The sequence below is a fragment of the Chryseobacterium carnipullorum genome, assembly GCF_900142785.1.
Taxonomy (GTDB): domain Bacteria; phylum Bacteroidota; class Bacteroidia; order Flavobacteriales; family Weeksellaceae; genus Chryseobacterium; species Chryseobacterium carnipullorum.
In genome coordinates this window covers 382,057-401,235 of record NZ_FRCD01000001.1, presented here as the reverse complement: position 1 = coordinate 401,235, position 19,179 = coordinate 382,057, and the positions used below count along the sequence as shown (strand labels likewise).

Sequence of the window (19,179 nt, the reverse complement as noted above, 5' to 3'; positions counted from 1 at the left end):
TTTTTTTGAACGAAACATGAAACTTATGTTAACATTCAGTTTTTCTGAATTTTAGGTCATAAAAAAGACCGGGCAAATGCCCGGTCTCAGTTATAGATCTACTTACTTATTATTTTTTGATAAGCTTAGTATTGTACGTGTTTTTGTCATCTTTAAGAGTGATCACATACATTCCTTTGATCAGTGATGCCACATTAATTCTGTTGTTACCATCTGTCTGACCTTGCTGAACCAGTCTTCCGTCTGCACTGAAAATGCTGTAATCCGCTTTTCCTTTCAGGTTCTTCACTTCCACGAAAGTATCTGCAGGGTTTGGATAAATCGAGATTTCAGATGTTTTTGTCCCATTTACATCATTTACTGCCAATCCGCTAGTGATTTTTACAGAGAAATCTTTAAATGAACCTTGTGAAATTACTCCACCTCCGGTTACTCCCACCGATGGGCTACCACATGGACCTGTAGCTTTGTTAAAGAAAGTGTTTGCCACTCTCATTCTTAACAGTTTATCTCCGGAATACGCTGTAGCAGGAACTGTAAATGAAACTGATCCCTGATATTGACCGTTAGCAGGTGGGTCTGTACTTACTGAAGCTACTTTCTCTGAAGTTTCGAATACCCCATTTCTGTTATAATCGATCCATATTTCCATGTTGTCATTATAAGTAGAAGCTGTGGTACCAACATTGAAATAAGTCAATGTGTATTGTGTTCCTTTTGTCAAATTGATCACCTTGGTTGCATCTTCAGTATAATCTCTGTATGTGCTGAAAATATTCTTATATGTTAAATCTGAAAAGGCTAAATTAGAGATGTTCATTTGAGCCATCCCACTGTTATAACTAAAGCTTGCAAAGCTATTTCCACCAGTTGTCATTAAACAGTAATCAACTCCTGTTGTAAGTCCCTTAGTCTTGAAGGTATAGTTACTTGAGAATGCTCCCGGAACCGTGTTTACTACTGCAGCAACCTGTACTTCATAGTTTGTTTCATCTTCAAGAGCACTCAGCACCACGGAATTGGTAGGGCTGGTTGCATTTGACCAGTTTGTTGTGCCTACTTTTCTGTAATTAATTGAATACGTTGCCCCTGGAACACTATTCCAGGATACTCTGGCTGTAGTTTTGAAAATTTCTGTTTTTATTGCTGCAAGTCCTGTAGGTGCTGCAGTCGTAGACGTAGGCGCTGCACCTACCGTCACTTGTGGAGATACTGCATAGAATACGTTTCCGATAGCAGAAATTCTTAATTTCACAGCACCCGTTAAAGATGCCGGCATTTGTGCAGTATAGCTTCCTGTATTGGGTGTAGAGGCTACCAATTCTGTCCACGTGGCTCCGTTGACAAGATCTGTAGTGTATTCAATTTTTACATTAGCCGCATTATATGGTGCTGTATTGGTATTGGCAACATCCCATAAGATTGTATTCGCTGCGTTATTATATAGCATTGAAGAGGCTGTAAGTCCTGAGAATTTGAAAGGTCCATCATTTCCAACGGTAACTATAGTTTCAGAAGAAGAAAGCATAGGTCTTGCTACATTCTCATCTCTTACCGTCACTGCATAATGTAAAGTTCTAGGTACATAAGATACTGTTTCCCAATTTGGGGTTGTAGTCGCTCCCGGAACTGTCTTATTCGTTAAAACTCCGCTCATCACTATTGGCAGGCTTGGGAAATATCTTCTTCCGCTTGCTGTTCCGAAATAAGATCTTGTTAACGCTCCTTGTGCGCTATATCCCCATCCGCTGTCTCCGGAAATGGAATTGTAAGAATCAACACTGTCATACTGTTCCCAAGAATATTTAATAGGATCAGTATCTGTAGCAGAAGCCTCTAAATAATAAGCCGTTCCTTTAGGAATATTGTAAACACCAAGAGGGGCAATTACAGGGGCAGTATTTGTAGTAATTGTTTCTGAAGTACCACAAGTGATCTTACCGTCCAAGCTATTTAATATCTGATTAATAGAAGAATAATGGAAATAGGCATCAGTAGTAGCCTGTACATTATCTCCTGTAATTCCTGCATAACCCATGATCGTAGTACCACCACCGGGTTCAATATTAACTCCGGACCCTTCCGAAACGTGAGAGAATGTATGGTTAGCTCCCAGCTGGTGTCCCATTTCGTGAGCAGCGTAATCAATATCAAAAAGATCTCCTGTAGGATTTGTACTCTGCGTGAATGCAGATCCTTTCGCTAAAGAAGTTGCCGTTGCAGGGTTTACACATGTTGATGCAATAGAACCTGCATTTCCGTTTCCACCTGCAGCATTGAATACGTGTCCCATGTCGTAATTGGCATTACCTACGACAGATGTTAAAGTCTGCTGAAGCTGAAGGTTTAGGTTGTTTGTATATGGATCTGTTGCAGCATCTGTGAATAGAATAGCCGGAATATCCTGAATGATCGCTTTAATACCAAATTCTTTTTCAAAAATACCGTTTACACGGGTCATGGTAGCGTTCATCTGAATGACCGTATTCGTTGTTCCTCCTGCCGGGTCAAATTTCTTAGTGTATTCTCCAGAAGTAGAAAGTGCCAGTCTGTATGTTCTGTATTTGGTAATAGGAGCTCTATTGGTAATTCCTACGTTAGAAAGGTTCTTTTTACCGTTAGCTTCCAAAGCTTTGATATCCTTAACAATCTCTTTTTCTTCCGTAGAACACTCAAATCCGTTATCACTTGCAGTTCTTTTCGTTTTATAGAATACACCGTAAGTCTGCTTATCTGTACTGATAGGCTCTATGAACTGGAACACTCCGTCTTTGATAATCATCGACTGCAACTCTGTTGGAGCTGTACTGAATCTTATGTATTTGGAAGGATCGTCTACTCCTACTCCCACATAAGACCCTAACTGGTATCGGTCCGCCATAGATTGTACTACAACCGGACTGCTGTATACCGCAAATTTCTCAATTTTTCCTTCTGCCGTAGGAAGTGAAACAACAACAGCTTTTGCACCTTTCCCTGTTTCTACAGCATCTTTCAAAAGATTTCTAAGTGATGCAAGATCTACTCTGTAAGAGTACTGAACTTCAACTTCTTTTCTGATTTGAGAAGTTTTCTGGGATGTAGGCTCCCATCTTTGTGCGTTAGCAGTAGCCAAACCGGCAGCCAACGTACAAACTAGTAAAATTTTCTTTTTCATAATTTACACTGATTCTGAAAAAACATTAAGTATTTCCACAAAAATAAAAAATTAATTTAAAGAAAGGGTACACAAAACACTTATTTACAATAAAATATTAAAAATTAAGTGTAAAAAAATACATTGTGGATAGTATTTCTGAAAAAATATACTCAACATATCAAAACCTTTGGTTATAGAAACAAAAAAGACCGGACATAAGTCCGGCCCGATTCATTAATAAATACTTTACTTATTTTTTGATAAGTTTAGTATTGTAAGTGTTCTTATCATCTTTAATGGTAATGATATACATACCCTTAGTTAAACCAGCTACATTAATAATCTGATTATCAACACCACCGCTCTGAACTAATCTTCCGTCTGCACTATAGATCTTATAGTCTGCCTTTCCTTTAAGGTTTCTTACACCTACAAAAGTATCAGCAGGGTTCGGATAAATTTCCACTTCAGATTTTGTGTCTTTAGTTTCGTCTACTGCAAGTGCGGATCCGAAAATTCTTACTGAGAAATCCATCACACTTCCTGCTCCACTTGGCAAATTACCCGCGGCAGTTCCACAAGCGTTGTTTAGTGCTGCAGCATAGTTAGATGCAACTCTCATTCCCACTACTCTGTTTCCAACAAGAGCAGAAGCAGGAACAGTGAAGTTACCCGCAACACTTCCTATACCATTTGTTGCCGGAGCTGTAGCAGCACTTGTATATACTTTTTCACTTGTCTCATACACCCCATTTCTGTTATAATCGATCCATACGTTATAAGTCATAGGAGCAGCCTGATTGTAAATACCAAAAATACTGATTGGATAAGAGTTTCCTCTGATAAGGTTGATTATTTTTGCAGGATCTTCACTTAAATCTTTATAAGACCTAATGTTAGTATCAATATGATTAATGTTAGAAAGCTGTACTCTTGCAATATTTCCTACAGAATTATATCCTGTATTTAAGATACAGTAGTTAACCCCTGTTGCCAATGGCTTTGTTTTGAAAACATAGTTTGAAGAGAAGCTTCCGGGTACACTGTTCACCACAGCCGCTACCTGTACTTCATAAGCTGTTTCGTCTTCAAGAGTACTCAACAGTAACGAGTTAGTTGTACTTGATACATTTGTCCAAGATGAAACTCCTGATTTTCTATAATTTACAGAATAGGTAGCCGCTCCCGGTACACTGTTCCAAGAAACGATCGCTGAATTCTTAAGAACATCTGCAGATGTAGTAGATAATCCAGTCGGCGCTGCTGTAGTTGAAGTCGGCGCTGCTCCTACAGTTACTTGTGGAGATACTGCATAGAATATATTATTGATCGCAGATACTCTCAATTTAACTGCACCAGTTAAGCCATCCGGCATTTGTCCTGTATAGCTTCCTGTATTTGGAGTAGAGGCTACCAGTTGGTTCCACGTTGCTCCGTTGACAAGATCTGTAGTATATTCAATTTTTACATTTGCAACATTATAAGGGGCAGCTGTTGTATTGGCTACAGCCCACTTGATCGTATTTGATGCATTATTATATAAAACTGAAGAAGCTGTAAGACCGTTAAATTTAAATGGTCCGTCGTTTCCTACAGTCACTGTGGTCTCTAAAGAGGAAAGCATTGGTCTTTGCGCATTCTCATCTCTTACAGTCACTGCATAATGTAACGTCCTAGGAACGTAAGATACTGTTTCCCAATTTGGGGTTGTAGCAGCTCCCGAAACTGTTTTATTCGTTAATTTACCAGCCATTACCAAAGGTAAGCTTGGGAAATATCTTCTTCCGCTCGTTGTTCCAAAGAAAGATCTTCCCACAGTGCCTTGAGTATTGTATCCCCAACCACTGTCTCCGGAGATGGTAGCATTTTGGTCTACGCTGTCATATTGCTCCCATGTATATTTAATAGGATCAGTATCGGTTGCTGTAGCATCTAAATAATAGGCTGTTCCCTTAGGAATACTGTATGCTGTAAGAGGGGAAATAACAGGTGCTGTATTGGTTGTGATATTTTGAGAAACACCACATGTTGTTTTAGCATCAAGATTATTAAGAATCTGATTTACTGAAGCATAGTGGAAATAGGCATCGGAACTCATCTGTACATTGTCGTACGTGATTCCCGCATATCCCATAATAGTTGTACCACCACCCGGCTCTACATTAACACCAGAACCTTCTGTGCTATTTGAGAAGGTATGGTTTCCACCTAACTGGTGTCCTAATTCGTGCGCTACATAATCGATGTCAAATGAATCACCCGATGGAACTCCATTAGCTGGAGACGTAAATCCAGATCCCTTGTAAGCTACAGGCGACCCTTGATCTAATGTCATATCATCGCTACAGATACATCCGATACATCCGGCATTACCACCACCTCCGGTGGCACCAAATAAGTGTCCGATGTCAAAATTAGCTTCACCCACGTTATTGTGAAGAACATTCATCAGCTCTCCATTCCATAATGCATCATCTACTCCTGCATCAGAATCTGAATAAGGATCAGTAGCAGCATTCGTATAAATAACATTCTGAAAATCCTGAAGAAGTAATTTAATACCAAAGTCTTTTTCGAAAACTCCGTTTACTCTGGTCATGGTATTGTTGATCTGTGTAACAGCTCCGGGAACACCTCCGAAATAAGCAGTATATTCACCGGTAGTAGACATTACCAATCTATAGGTTCTGTACTTTGTACTTGCAGGTCTGTTAGTAATTCCTACATTAGAAAGCTTTTTTTTACCGTTTTCTCTTAAAAGCTGGATATCTTTGATATTGGTTTCGTTGGTACCACATTCAAATCCCTGCTCGCTGCTTGTTCTTTTTGTTTTATAGAATACTCCATAAGTTTGCTTATCTGTAGTGATTGGCTCAATGAACTGGAATACTCCGTCCTTGATGATCATTGACTGCATTTCTGTAGGAGAAGTACTGAATCTTACGTATTTAGAAGGATCTTCAACTCCAACACCTACGTATGAACCTAACTGATATCTGTCTGCCATAGACTTCTCCATCACTGGATTGCTGTATACCGCAAACTTTTCAATTTTCCCTTCTGCTGTAGGAAGTGAAACGACAACAGCTTTTGCGCCTTTACCTGTTTCTACAGCATCTTTCAAAAGATTTCTAAGTGATGCAAGATCCACTTTGTAAGAATATTGCACTTCAACTTCTTTTCTGATTTGGGAAGTTTTCTGCGAAGCAGGTTCCCATCTCTGTGCGTTGAAGCTGGCAACACCGGCCGTCAATGCACAAACTAGTAAAATTCTTTTTTTCATAACTGAACTACATGAATAGAATTAATAAATTTTAAATATCCAGAACAAAAGTAATAATTTAATACATAGTACAATTAAAAAAAATGGCTAATTTCAATAAAATTAGCCATTTTGGTTTCTTTTTTGTTATTTACATTTATTTATTAATTCCCATCTCATATAGAGCAAATGAAATAAGGTCCGCATTTTCACTGATCACCTGATCGGTTGCTCTTCCTGCTCCATGTCCAGCATTTTTCTCAATTCTTAGTAATATAGGATTCTTACATCCTTGTTTTTCCTGAAGCTCTGCTCCAAATTTGAAGGAGTGTGCAGGAACTACCCTGTCATCATGATCACTTGTAATGATCATCGTAGAGGGATAACATGTTCCTTTCTTCACATTATGTACAGGAGAATAAGATTTAAGATAGTCAAACATTTCTTTGCTGTCTTCGGCAGTTCCATAGTCATATGACCATCCCGCTCCAGCTGTGAACTTGTTGTATCTCAGCATATCCAGAACCCCAACTCCAGGAAAAGCTACTTTGGCAAGATCGGGACGCATCGTCATCGTTGCGCCTACGAGAAGCCCACCATTTGATCTTCCGGACAATGCCATATATTCTTTGGAAGTATAGCCTTTTTTCTGAAGATACTCTCCGGCAGCAATGAAGTCTTCAAAAACATTTTTCTTCTGTGTTTTCGTGCCTGCATCATGCCATTTTTTACCATATTCACCGCCACCACGGATATTTGGAACTGCATAGATCCCTCCGTTTTCCATCCATATTGCATTCACTACAGAGAATGAGGGCTGAAGGCTGATGTTGAATCCTCCGTAAGAATAAAGAATGGTAGGGTTCTTTCCATCCAGCTTAGTTCCTTTTTTATAATTGATCATCATTGGAACTTTAGTCCCATCTTTTGAAGTATAGAATACCTGCTCAGAGACGTAATCCTCTGGATTAAACTTCACTTTCGGCTTCTGATAGACTTCTGATTTTCCTGAATCTGCATTAAATTTATAGGTGGTTCCCGGTGTGATATAGTTGCTGAATGAGAAGTAAAGTTCTTTTTCCTCTTCCTTACCTCCAAAACCTGAAATATTTCCTTTTCCGGGAAGTGTAATTTCTCTTACCAGTTTTCCGGCCTTATCAAATTGTTTTACCTTGTCAATGGCATCAACCATGTAGGTTGCAAAGAAATATCCGCCTCCTGAAGAGATTCCCAGAACATTTTCGGTCTCCGGAATAAGATCTTTCCATGTTTCCGGCGAAGGATTTGTAATACTTGTTTTTACAAGACGCATATTAGGTGCGTCCTTATCGGTAAAGATAAACAGATCATCACCGTGAGTATCTACAATACTGGCATTAATATCAAATCCTTTGTTAATTTGTACAAAGTCTCCGCCTTTCTTTAAATCTTTAATGTACAATTCATTTCCGTTCGTTGCATTGGCAGCAGAAATGATCAGGAACCTCTGATCTTCAGAAACACCTGCGCTTAGATATCTTCTAGGTGTTTTATCTCCTCCGAAGATGAGTTTGTCTTCAGATTGTTTTGTTCCTAATTTATGGAAGTACACTTTATGCTTATCGGTCATCCCGGAAAGTACGGTTCCTTCTTTGGGCTTATCATAGCTTGAATAGTAGAAACCATCATCCCCTTGCCATGAAATTCCGCTGAATTTTACGTCTACCAGCGTTTCATCGATCTTCTTTTTAGTCAGTGCATCGATAATAATGATCTTATTCCAGTCACTTCCTCCTTCAGAAATAGAATAGGCGGCAAGGTTTCCTTTCTTGTTGAATGAAAGATTAGAAAGTGACGTCGTTCCTTTATCTGAAAACTTGTTTGGATCTAAAAATATTTCCGTTGCTTTGGTCTTATTGTTTGTTCTGTATAAGATAGACTGAGCCTGAAGACCGTCATTTTTATAATAGTAGGTATATTCTCCTTCTTTGAAAGGTGCCGATATCTTCTCATAATTCCAGATATCTTTTAACTGATCTTTGATTTTATTTCTGAAAGGGATTTTAGAAAGATAGTTCTGGCTGTAGGCCACTTCATCATCTACCCACTTTTTTGTAGCTTCAGAATCATTTTCCAGATCTCTGAAAGGGTCAGATACTGCGGTTCCGAAATAGGTATCCGTCTGACTTCCTTTTACTGCTTTAGGATAATTCATTTTTTGAGAATAAAAAGTTGCTGAAAACAGGACTCCAGCGGTTAATAACATAGGCTTAAAATTCATAATCAAGGGTTTTCTCAAAAATACGCAAAGTATGTGAAATAAAAAAAGCCCTGAAAAATCAGAGCCTTTTCTTAAGGTATATTTTGTACAGATCGTTATTTAGACCCGAAGCTTTCAAAGTAAAAATCGGTTAGCCCGGAAACAATTTCGTCCGGACTACCATTCCAGTAATATATTTTTCCTGCTTCATTAAGCTGATACAATTTAAACGTTTGGTCAGTTATTACAGTTTTGTCTGCATTTTTAAAATCCTGTACACTCTGAACCAGATATTTCTTCAAGTCTTCAGGCTTTACATTTTTAATATCTCCTGAGGGAATATCTGAAAATTTTGAAGGAACTTTAAAACTTACTGAATAATTGATCTCCGCAATTTTCTGATCTTCAATATATTCATTCTGGACAACTTTTACGTTTTTCACGGTTAGTTTTCCATTTTTAAAATTCTCCATCATGGCACTGAAGTAGTCTTCAGCTTCTTTTCTACAGGCATCCGCTGTCGTTTTGGAAAAAGCCGATAAAAAGTTATCTGTACTCTCTTTCATCATATCCTGAGAAACGACCTTAAAATCTACCTGATAAGCATTCTCTCCTTCTACCGTAGGTTTCAGATAATCGTTCAGTTTATTCAGGACGGCTGTATCATTATTAACGAAAGTACCAAAGTACATTTCAAAAACTTCTGAAGGTTTTTTCACTTCCGTCTGGGCCGTAAGATTCTGGCTGAACAGGGCCAACATCAACAATATAATGACATTCAACTTCTTCATAAATATATTTTATTTTGTCGTTCTAATGCGTTAAAGTCCAGAAATACAATTCATTCAGCTTCCATACTAATTCCTGTGGACCTCCATTCCAATAATAAGTATTTCCGTCTTTTTTAATCTGATAAAGCTTAAAAACCTGTTTTACAGTCTCTTTTCTTTCTGATTTTGTAAAAGCACTTGTTTTCTTTTTTAAATAGGTCTTCAGATCTTCAGTCTTCAAGTTTTTTACTTCTTCAAGTTTTAAATCTGAGGTTTTTGCAGGAACAGAAAAAATCAAATCTACATTAAGTTCTGTCAACAGGCCATTATCCACATATTCGTTCTTTACTTCCTGTATGTTTTTTACAACGTATCGGGTATGTTTTAAATTGTCTAAAAGTGCATTGAAATATTCGCCTGCTTCCGCTTGACAATCAACTGCTGTTTCTTTTGGAAGATTGGTAAGAAAGGTATTGGTGAGATTTTGAACTTCCTCGCTGTACGATTTTTTCAAATCTATGGTATACCCATTTTCAGCACCAAGGAATGGCGTAAGGTACGTATTCAGTTTCTGAAGTGTATTCTGATCCTGCTTTACAAAAGCATCAAAATACATTCCGAATACCTGTTCAGGATTTAATGCTTTAGTCTGTGCAAAAAGGTTCTGAACACAGAACAACAGCATCAGAAATACAATTCTCATCGGTCGTTTCATAGGTAGTATAGTTTATTTTAAATCTGCTGAATGGTCCAGCAAAAAAAAGCTCTTGAATTTCAAGAGCCTGATATGTTTATTTTAATAGTTTTCTTCTTCCCCCTTCATCTTCTCTGCATTTTCTGCCATGATCACGGCGTCTATCATTTCAGAAATATCCCCGTTCATATAGGCATCGAGATTATACATCGATTTGTTGATTCTGTGATCTGTCACCCTTCCCTGTGGATAGTTGTAGGTTTTGATCTTTGCAGAACGGTCACCGGTAGAAACCATCGATTTACGTTGTGCTGCAATATCACCCTGAACTTTCTGCAATTCGATATCGTATAGTTTGGTTCTCAGCATTTCCATTGCCAACTCCCTGTTTGCCAGCTGAGAACGGGCCTGCTGACAAACAACGACCATTCCTGAAGGTTTATGAGTCAGCTGAACTTTAGTTTCAACCTTGTTTACGTTCTGACCTCCGGCTCCACCTGAACGGGATGTCTGCATTTCAATATCTGCAGGATTCAGTTCAAAATCCACTTCTTCAGCTTCGGGTAAAACAGCAATGGTAATGGCAGAGGTATGAACTCTACCCTGAGATTCTGTTTCAGGAACACGCTGTACACGGTGCACTCCGGATTCAAATTTCATGATACCGTAAACGCCTTCACCTTCCACCTTCATGATAAGTTCCTTATATCCTTTTGCTGCTTCATTAGAATCTGTCACTTCATGTTTCCAACCTTTTGTTTTGAAATACATGGAGTACATTCTATATACATCTTCCACGAAGATAGCCGCTTCATCACCACCGGTTCCGGCACGTAATTCCACGATGATGTTTTTGTCGTCGGCAGGATCTTTAGGAATCAATAAAACTTTCAGCTCTTCTTCCAAACCCGGAAGTTTAGCCTGCGCTTCTACTTTTTCCTCCTTAGCCATATCTACCAAATCTCTGTCTGAACCATCTGCAATGATTTCTTCAGATTCTGCAATATTGTCTAGTGCCCCTTTATACTGATCGTAAACTCTTACAATCTTACCCAAATCACTGTATTCTTTATTTAATGAAGAATATTTTTTTTGATCTGAAATGATATCAGGCTGTATAATAAGGTCTGCAACCTCATTATATCTTTGTTTAATCGCTTCTAGCTTTGGAATTAATGATTTAGACATTCTGCAATTTTTGAGAGTGCAAAGATAAGAATTATTAATTCAAATTAAAATTCCTTTCTACAATCAAATCGTCATAATTTTTTGAAACCTTTGGGTTTATGATATTTTTCAGATAATCAAGCTGGCTAACCGTTAGAATTTCATTTAAAATGAGAATAATTGCTTTCATCAAGATTGAAGATCTTATTCTACACAATTTACTGAATAATTATTCTGTTGGCTTTTTAAAAAACCTTTGATCAACTGCATATAAAATAAGTCCGAAGGCTACTATACCAAGTCCTATAATACTCTCTTTCGGGTTATGAATAAGCGTAAAATAGAGAATATAGATACTGAAAAGAAGAAAAACGGCCGGAAAAATATAGAATAGATTGGATTTAAATATCTTTCGCTGGTCTTTTTTCAGAAAGAAGACGGTAGAAATGGAAAGACTGGCAAATAACTGAAGGATAAATGCGGTGTAAACAAATATTTCTTTAAAACTTCCTGTCAGAATGATCACCGAAGCAATCACAGCATGGACAAAGATCGCTCTTACGGGAATTCCTTTTTTGTTGTTGACAGCTAGTGATCTCCATAAATGATTTTCTTTTGCAAAAGCCTGCGTCAGCCTTGAACCTACCCACAGATATCCGCTGATGGTTGCAATCAACTGCAAGGCAATAAAAATATTGACAATTTTTCCAAAGCCGATACCCAGCATATTGCCTGCTGCTTCTCCCATCACATCTTCTTTTCCTGCCATCTGAACTACTGGTGCGTGTTTGAGCATGATATAATTGACCAGAAGGTAACTTAACGTTACAAAAACAGTTCCCACAATTAAAGCTCTGGGAAGATTTTTCTGGACCTCTTTGATTTCTCCTGCGATATAAGATGCAGAATTCCATCCGGTATAGGAATAGGTAACAAATACCAGAGATGTTGCGAATGCCGGAAGCATAATTTCGTCCTGCCAGCTGGTTCCTAATTCAAGACTGTTTCCGGAAGCAGATCCCGGAAGCACAACCCCCAAAATAACCAGCACAATGATGAAAGCAATTTTGATCAAGGTAAAAAAATTGTGAAACCGGCTTGAGGTTTTAAGGCTGAATGATAATGTTGCCGCCACCAGGAAAATGAATCCAATCGCAAAACCGTTTCCAAAGGTATAATTAAAGGCTGAAAGATATTTTGACATGGCCAATGCAGCCAAAGCCACGGGCGCAGAAAACCCAATAATCAGAGAGATCCAGCTGACCAGATAGCCGAAAACCGGATGATAGGTTTCTTTAAGATAAATATAATCTCCTCCGTTTCCCTTAAAATAAGATCCCAGCTCAGCATAGCAAAAAGCCCCAAACAAAGCGAGAATCCCACCGATGATCCACAACAGAAAAATACTGTAGGTATTGGTAATATCAGAAAGCTGAAAGCCTAAGGTGGTAAATATCCCGGTCCCGATCATATTGGAAACAACGATGGCAGCAGCGGTTTTCCAGCCGATCTGGTGTGTAGCAGTACTCATTTAGCCGTTAAAAATTAAAATTAAGTCTTCCGAAGAAATAGTTCCCTAAGGTTCCCATCTGAACCGGAGCATATTTAAATACTCCATAATATGAGTTTTCATAAATCTGAAGATCCGGAAAGACATCCAGTACGTTATTGGCACCCACCGTCAGGTTAATACTTTTTGTGATATCATATCCTACACTCACATCGGTTACTACTTTGGGCGTAAAGCTCTGAACTTTTCCAAAAGGATAACCATCTCTTATCACCTGGCCAAAATACGTATTTCTTACCATGAAATTGAATTTTCCGATGGCATAATTCAGTCCTAAGGATGCTTTTGTTTTGGGAGACAGGGTTTCAATAATATTGATCTGATCGGGCCCGAAGAATTCATTTTGGGCAGGCACTAACTTTTCAGGAAAATGGAAATCTTTGATCTTTGTCTCAGTATAATTTCCTGCGAGATTGATATTTAAATTTCCACCGCCTACTTTCCAGTCATACGTTACTACGACATCAACGCCTTTTGTCTCAGTATCAATAGCATTGGCGAAAAACCTTCCGCTTTCTACGTTATACTCCGCCAGTCTTGGATCTGTGATATTACTGGTGATCACAATTCTGTCTTTTACCCGGATCCAATACCCGTCAACAGTGATCAGTAATCTGTTGGCTGGCTTTACAGCAAATCCAGCACTGGCATTGACTGATGTTTCCTGCTTTAATTTATCGAATCCAAGCGCTTTGGCCGCATCGCTGTCGTTTCTGAAAATCCCTTTGGTCACAATGCCAGATCCTGAAGTAGAAATATCTGCATAGGAGTTGTTAAAATATTGCTGCTGAAGGGAGGGGGCTCTGAAACCAGTTCCCACCGCTGCTCTTACAGCATAGTCTTTTACAAATTCATATCTCAATGCCAGTTTTCCGTTCAGGGTATTTCCAAAATCTGAATAGTTTTCAAATCTCCCGGCAAGATCTATATTTAATTTTTTAGCAAGATCATAAGAAACATCTGCATATACCGCTGCTGAATGTCTGGATTTTTTCAAGGCATTATCCGGTGAAAAACCTATAAATGACTGTGAACCCCCATTGCCTTCAACCGTAGAATCAGGGCCGGAAGGATTCCCATTGATGTCATAACGGGTGTAAGAAGCTTCATCTCCTGCTTTGATTTGATATTGTTCAAAACGGAATTCTCCTCCAAAGGCTACATTAAACTGATTGATATTTTTAGATATATCAAGATTGACAGTATTCTGAAGGAAACTGTGAGCTCCTGCATAAAAACTTGTTGGAGATTTCGCTCCCAACGAAGCATTATTGGTATTATTCACATTATAATTGAACGTATTGCTTCCGAAAGTATTGCTTAAATCAATCAGCCAGTTGTTTACATTATATTTAGCGCCTAAAGCATAGGAAAAATCGTAGACCTGTGATCCCAGAGAGGCCTGAAATCCGTTTGGATAAATAGAAGAAACCACATTAGATGTTTCACTTGGCAGCCTTCTGAAACCAAATCCTTTTCCTTCTTTAATACTGAAACCTCCGAAAGAATAAAGTTTGAAGTTTTCACTCAAAGGATATTCTGAATTAAAAAACAATTGTGCCTGTCTGATCTGAGCATCTCCGATCTGGAAGTTAAAATCATTACGCGTCAATCCCCGTTCTCTTATTTTTTGATCGTCAGCTGCTCTGGCTGCATCAGGATCATCTGCAAATTCATACGCAAAATTATCTCCGAAAATATCAAGATCATGATTTTGAGTTCTTGTAGTCTTACCCCGGTGACTCAACTGCAGTGAGAGATTGATGTAACTGTCTTTTTTTCCAAGAGAGGATCCATAGTTGATTCCTGTCTGATAAGTTTCCCCGTCGTTTCTTCCAGTAATTCCGTAAGATGCCGATGCCGACGCTCCAATATCTTTTTTAAGGATGATATTCACAACCCCTGCAATAGCATCTGAACCATACTGTGCTGCCGCACCGTCTCTCAGAACTTCTATCCTGTCAATAGCAATCACCGGAATAGTACTGAGATCCGTTCCTACAGATCCGTTTCCGACTGTATTCTGATAATTCACCAGTGAGCTGGTATGTCTTCTTTTGCCATTGACCAGTACTAACACCTGATCAGGTCCCATTCCTCTCAAACTTACAGGATCAATATGTTCCGTACCATCAGAAGCAGATTGTCTTACCGCGTTGAATGAAGGGATCACATAGTTCAGAAGATCCTGAACTGTAGTTTGCGGGGCTGATCTCTGCAGTTTTTCTATATTGATAATGTCAACGGGAACGGGGGTTTCCAGTTTTGTTCTTTTGGCATTCCGGTTTCCTACAATGACCACATCTTCGATCTGAGTTCCTTTTTCCTGTTCCTGTGCGTTGACCAAAACGGATCCCAAGAGTATAACAGACAGGCTTAATTTTTTCATCTTTCGTTCTTATAAATTAATAATATACTTCAACGGACCTCATCCGCAGATATAAAAAGACTTCAAGAAATGGAATTGCTGCCAGAATATTGACTTTTCTCATCTTCCCCACAACGGGCTGGAATTAGCACCTTTACACTTTTTAGAGACGTGCAGGTTGCTAAGGTTTCATAGGGCCAAATCCCTCCACCTTTCTTGATAATCTACTGCAAAAGTAGACTAATATTTTTAATTACCAAAAAGTAGATTTATATATTCTGTGCTGTGAATAAAAAAGAGGGATCATGTCCTTTCATCATCCCTCTTTTTCCCATTTATTTAATCACCATCTTCTGGATAGCTGTGCCTGTTTCAGACCGTAAATGAACCAGATAGGTTCCGGAAGGATAGGCAACCTTCAATTCATAAGTTCCGTTTTCCTGAGGTAATTGAAATGAATCCATTTTTTTGCCGCTCATGTCAAAAATGACGATGTCTCCGTTTTTCACTTTGTGGTAAATCAATTTTACTAAACGATTTTTTACGGGATTATCTGCAATCTGAAGTGATAATTTATTCATTGCGTTGACATCAACGGTTGCAAGTGCTCCGGAATAATTTCCAAAAATTCTGAATTCTCCCGGCTGGAGCATGATCGGAGTTGTTGTAGAAATAAAATTTGAGATTGTATTATCCATCAGATTCTGCCATAGACCAGCATACGGAAAATAAGGAACAACATTCTGTGCAGAAGTGGTAAAATTGGCCAGCACAACAACGTTTTTCATTCCATTCAGGGTATTATCATATACATAAATCCTCGTGATCAGGCCCTCCGGGTCATTGGTAAGGTTGTTGGATTCTATTGTGTATGTTTTAGACTTGAAAACCTGGTGGCTATTTCTGATATTAATGATTTTAGCCCAGGTATCATATACCGCTTTTCTGCTGGCATTGGTATCATAGCCTAGTGTAAAGGCAACAGGTTTTTCATCGGTTCTGCATCCGCTGTTGATCGTACCGTTTGCACAACGATTGATACTGAATTCGTAACCCAATTCTCCAAACTGCCAGATCATTTTAGGACCGGGAATGGTAAAAAATGTCGCCCCAAAAGTTTTCATTCTTTCTAAAGCAGTAGTAAGGTTGGTCACATTGTAGTTTCCGTTAATGGCACCATACGCAAGGTTCTTAAACATTAATCTTTCTTCATCATGACTTTCTCCATATCCTACGGCACTCTTATTGGTAAAACCATGAAGACTGTGATTCATTCTGTCATAATTACTGTTATCCTTATAGCCCATTGTATTCTGGTTATAAGGATCGGTTTGTTTATTCCACAGCATTACTCCTTTTCCTTCGTCTATTCTATAATTGGCCCATTGCTGTTCTTCGGCATCTGTTCCCAGATGTTCAAAGATCATGTAAGAGTTGGGATCAATAGCCCATTGTTTGTCTGCATACTGTTTCATAATATCTACTCTATCCTGCTGGTAGGCATTGGTACAGACTTCATCATTTTCCGAGCAGTTTTGGGTAAAACCTTTGGTAAGATCCCAGCGGAATCCATCAATATGATACTCGGTAAGCCATTGCTGAAGGCTTCTTTCAACGTAATATTGAGTTGAAGGGCTTGTATGGTTGAAATCGTTAAACACGTTATAAGAATGTTTGGGAACCTGATTAAAATAAGGATTATTAGCCGCTATTTCGCCGTAGCCATCACCATCCGGGGTCAATATTCCAGAGTCTTGCCAGAGGAGAACGTCCCGTAGCATGATTAAAGGCAATGTCTAAAATAACAGCAATTCCATTCTGGTGGCATAAGTCAACAAATTCTTTAAATTTTTCGGGCGTTCCATACGCTTTATCCAATGCGTAATGGAATGAAGTATTATATCCCCAGGAAAGGTTGCCATCAAATTCCATAATAGGAAGCAATTCTATGGCATTGATATTCAAATTTTTTAAATAAGAGATTTTGTTAATGAGTGACTGCCAGTTTTTTTCCTGTGTAAAATCTCTGAGCAATAGTTCATACACTACAAGGTCTTCTTTAGCCGGCCTTTGAAAATTAATCGTTTGCCAGTTATAAGGAGCCTGCCCGGTTTTAAACATAGAAACTTCAAAATCCTGTCCTGCAGGAAACGGTGGTAAGTTCGGATAGGTAGCATTTGAGATCCACTGATCATCATAGGAAGATAAGATCTGTGGTGAATAAGGATCTGCTACTTTTTTGAGATCATTGGTTCTGTATTGGAACGTATATAACTGCTGAGGGGTCAACCCATTTAATTCAATCCAGTAAAGATCCGGATTGGCAGTATCTCTTTTCATTAAATAAGCGTCATTTACAGCCCAGTTATTAAAGCTTCCGATCACATGTACAAAATTTTTATGAGGTGCATAAAGAGCAAGTCCTACTTTGGTCTGATCGGATGGAAGATAGTTGATTCCCTGTCTGATCCAGCCGGGAATTGCTTCCGAAATGACCGTCCTGGGAGTCTGTAGTATAAATGCTGCATTTTTTGAGTTCGAATTGGTGTCTGTTGCAATCAGCTCCATGTTGGCATCCTGAGTTACCGTATAACTATAATTATAAGACTGGGAGGGAGCAGACGTAGAATTGACAACTGTCCCGTTAGCCTTTAGCTGAAATATGGCGCTAACATTTGTGGTTGCTGTGATATTGACAGAGTTTCCCGAAGGAACTGTAGTGAGACTATTGGCGACCGGATTCGTCAAGTTTAAATTTAAAATACCAACATTAACAAAAATATCCGGCGAGGTCTGATGAGAACCTGTTTTATCTTTTAACAGAAATCCGAACCTTCCTATTCCTGTTCTTCCATAAAAGGTGGTTGGAGTAAAAGTTAATGAATAGGTATCTGTAATTGAATTATAACTGAGTTTATTCAAATCATTGGAGTTGTTCCAGCTTCCGTTGGTAGGACAATCCTGACTGTTTTGATAATTGGTATCAAAAGACCAAGACCACATGTAAATAGAATTATTGGAAACACCCCATGCGGATTCATCGATCTGATCTCCCGGAACCGTCAGCGTGATGGCATCAGTTTCGTTGAAGGGATTCGGAGCGATTGTATAATTGATCTGTCCAAAAGAAAACACCGCAACCAACAGGTAAACAAGGGAATAAAACTTTTTCATTTTCTTTATTTTTATCGAATATAGTATTTATTTTCATTTTTATACTTCATTTACCTGTGAAAATTAAGTATATAAAAAAGCACGTGAAAAATTTCATAAACCTTTACGATAAAAGTAATTGTAACAAACTAATATTTAAAATTAATTCATAGGCTAATCAACAAAGTGCCTACCTCCCCCCTGCTGATCAATCAAATATTTAAGGATCTAGTTTTTAATAATTTTCTTAGAAAAAGCCTGCCCGTTCTTTATTTAGGAACTGAGAATAATGAAAGCGAAGAAAATGATTATTAGTATAGGAATTATGACCAAAGAAATTGCGATGAAATGCGGATATGAATATGTCCAGAATTTCAAGAGGGCATTCAAGAAAAAATTCGGAGTGTCGCCTGAACAACTGAGAAATGAATAATAAAAAAAACCGCCTAAAAAAATTAAGCGGTTTATATATATTGTTTTGCTTTGATATTACTTTTTCAGAATTAAGGTGAAAAAGCAATGACAATCAAATTAATGATGATGTCCGTGATCGTGTAGGAAAGGTCCGTTTCCTTTAGGATTGCTGTAGATTACTTCTACACCTTCCTGCTCATTCACCTCTTTTCTTCTGATATCCTCAGGGTCGAAAGGTTTTACTTTTCCGAAATATTCTTTCAGACCTTCAGTTAACCACATTGGGATTACCAAACCGAAGAACATGAAGATACACCAGAACCCTACCAAGAACATGATTATAAAGAATACAGTCCATAGGAACTGGTAGAACGGCCAAAATGCTGATAAAATCGTTATCATT

Annotated in this window: 12 protein-coding genes and 1 riboswitch; of the genes, 1 reads left to right on the top strand and 11 read right to left on the bottom strand. The window is 38.4% G+C overall.

Features of this window, described 5'->3' with window-relative positions; genetic code table 11:
* Positions 1-109 precede the first annotated feature (109 nt).
* The 10 genes from BUC06_RS01825 to BUC06_RS24035 all read right to left on the bottom strand — a co-directional run bounded on the left by BUC06_RS01825 (position 110) and on the right by BUC06_RS24035 (position 18,383).
* Positions 110-3,157 (bottom strand): reprolysin-like metallopeptidase, encoded by a 3,048-nt coding sequence (locus BUC06_RS01825; RefSeq protein ID WP_073328900.1) that lies wholly within the window; start codon positions 3,155-3,157, stop codon positions 110-112.
* Positions 3,158-3,389: 232 nt separating this feature from the next.
* Entirely contained in the window at positions 3,390-6,422 is a 3,033-nt protein-coding gene (locus BUC06_RS01820; RefSeq protein ID WP_073328898.1) for a reprolysin-like metallopeptidase, read from the bottom strand.
* A gap of 136 nt (positions 6,423-6,558) precedes the next feature.
* On the bottom strand, positions 6,559-8,595 hold the full coding sequence (locus tag BUC06_RS01815; RefSeq protein WP_394363671.1) for a prolyl oligopeptidase family serine peptidase: 2,037 nt from the start codon (positions 8,593-8,595) through the stop codon (positions 6,559-6,561).
* A 161-nt stretch (positions 8,596-8,756) separates the two neighbouring features.
* The gene (locus tag BUC06_RS01810; protein ID WP_073328893.1) at positions 8,757-9,431 is read right to left on the bottom strand and encodes a hypothetical protein; all 675 of its coding nucleotides are present in this window, start codon (positions 9,429-9,431) and stop codon (positions 8,757-8,759) included.
* Positions 9,432-9,453: 22 nt separating this feature from the next.
* Positions 9,454-10,125 (bottom strand): hypothetical protein, encoded by a 672-nt coding sequence (locus tag BUC06_RS01805; RefSeq protein WP_139263260.1) that lies wholly within the window; start codon positions 10,123-10,125, stop codon positions 9,454-9,456.
* An 81-nt stretch (positions 10,126-10,206) separates the two neighbouring features.
* On the bottom strand, positions 10,207-11,292 hold the full coding sequence (prfA, locus tag BUC06_RS01800; RefSeq protein WP_073328887.1) for a peptide chain release factor 1: 1,086 nt from the start codon (positions 11,290-11,292) through the stop codon (positions 10,207-10,209).
* A 208-nt stretch (positions 11,293-11,500) separates the two neighbouring features.
* Positions 11,501-12,802: an APC family permease gene (locus BUC06_RS01795; RefSeq protein WP_073328885.1), complete on the bottom strand. Its 1,302-nt coding sequence runs from the start codon at positions 12,800-12,802 to the stop codon at positions 11,501-11,503.
* A gap of 7 nt (positions 12,803-12,809) precedes the next feature.
* Complete coding sequence (locus tag BUC06_RS01790; RefSeq protein WP_073328882.1) at positions 12,810-15,230, bottom strand: TonB-dependent receptor plug domain-containing protein; 2,421 nt, start codon at positions 15,228-15,230, stop codon at positions 12,810-12,812.
* Positions 15,231-15,326: 96 nt separating this feature from the next.
* A riboswitch (SAM riboswitch) is annotated at positions 15,327-15,435 on the bottom strand.
* A 109-nt stretch (positions 15,436-15,544) separates the two neighbouring features.
* Positions 15,545-16,990, bottom strand: coding sequence for a T9SS type A sorting domain-containing protein (locus tag BUC06_RS24040; RefSeq protein ID WP_228423601.1), 1,446 nt, complete (start codon positions 16,988-16,990; stop codon positions 15,545-15,547).
* On the bottom strand, positions 16,935-18,383 hold the full coding sequence (locus BUC06_RS24035) for an alpha-amylase family glycosyl hydrolase (protein ID WP_228423600.1): 1,449 nt from the start codon (positions 18,381-18,383) through the stop codon (positions 16,935-16,937). Before BUC06_RS24035 ends, BUC06_RS24040 begins: the two co-directional genes overlap by 56 nt.
* Before the next feature lie 268 nt (positions 18,384-18,651).
* Here BUC06_RS24035 and BUC06_RS01780 point away from each other — a divergent pair, with 268 nt between their 5' ends.
* Positions 18,652-18,795 carry a helix-turn-helix domain-containing protein gene (locus BUC06_RS01780; RefSeq protein WP_073328880.1) on the top strand — a complete coding sequence of 48 codons (144 nt, stop codon included), beginning with the start codon at positions 18,652-18,654 and terminating at the stop codon, positions 18,793-18,795.
* A 98-nt stretch (positions 18,796-18,893) separates the two neighbouring features.
* On the opposite strand, the gene BUC06_RS01775 is transcribed toward BUC06_RS01780, so the two are convergent.
* Positions 18,894-19,178, bottom strand: coding sequence for a hypothetical protein (locus tag BUC06_RS01775; protein WP_181876125.1), 285 nt, complete (start codon positions 19,176-19,178; stop codon positions 18,894-18,896).
* Position 19,179: the final 1 nt, after the last annotated feature.

What these genes read in the sequence shown, in the direction of transcription:
- BUC06_RS01825 (WP_073328900.1), bottom strand. Translation starts at nt 3,157, where the DNA reads ATGAAAAAGAAAATTTTACTAGTTTGTACGTTGGCTGCCGGTTTGGCT.
- BUC06_RS01820 (WP_073328898.1), bottom strand. Translation starts at nt 6,422, where the DNA reads ATGAAAAAAAGAATTTTACTAGTTTGTGCATTGACGGCCGGTGTTGCC.
- BUC06_RS01815 (WP_394363671.1), bottom strand. Translation starts at nt 8,595, where the DNA reads ATGAATTATCCTAAAGCAGTAAAAGGAAGTCAGACGGATACCTATTTC.
- BUC06_RS01810 (WP_073328893.1), bottom strand. Translation starts at nt 9,431, where the DNA reads ATGAAGAAGTTGAATGTCATTATATTGTTGATGTTGGCCCTGTTCAGC.
- BUC06_RS01805 (WP_139263260.1), bottom strand. Translation starts at nt 10,125, where the DNA reads ATGAAACGACCGATGAGAATTGTATTTCTGATGCTGTTGTTCTGTGTT.
- prfA (WP_073328887.1), bottom strand. Translation starts at nt 11,292, where the DNA reads ATGTCTAAATCATTAATTCCAAAGCTAGAAGCGATTAAACAAAGATAT.
- BUC06_RS01795 (WP_073328885.1), bottom strand. Translation starts at nt 12,802, where the DNA reads ATGAGTACTGCTACACACCAGATCGGCTGGAAAACCGCTGCTGCCATC.
- BUC06_RS01790 (WP_073328882.1), bottom strand. Translation starts at nt 15,230, where the DNA reads ATGAAAAAATTAAGCCTGTCTGTTATACTCTTGGGATCCGTTTTGGTC.
- BUC06_RS24040 (WP_228423601.1), bottom strand. Translation starts at nt 16,990, where the DNA reads ATGCTACGGGACGTTCTCCTCTGGCAAGACTCTGGAATATTGACCCCG.
- BUC06_RS24035 (WP_228423600.1), bottom strand. Translation starts at nt 18,383, where the DNA reads ATGAAAAAGTTTTATTCCCTTGTTTACCTGTTGGTTGCGGTGTTTTCT.
- BUC06_RS01780 (WP_073328880.1), top strand. Translation starts at nt 18,652, where the DNA reads ATGAAAGCGAAGAAAATGATTATTAGTATAGGAATTATGACCAAAGAA.
- BUC06_RS01775 (WP_181876125.1), bottom strand. Translation starts at nt 19,178, where the DNA reads ATGATAACGATTTTATCAGCATTTTGGCCGTTCTACCAGTTCCTATGG.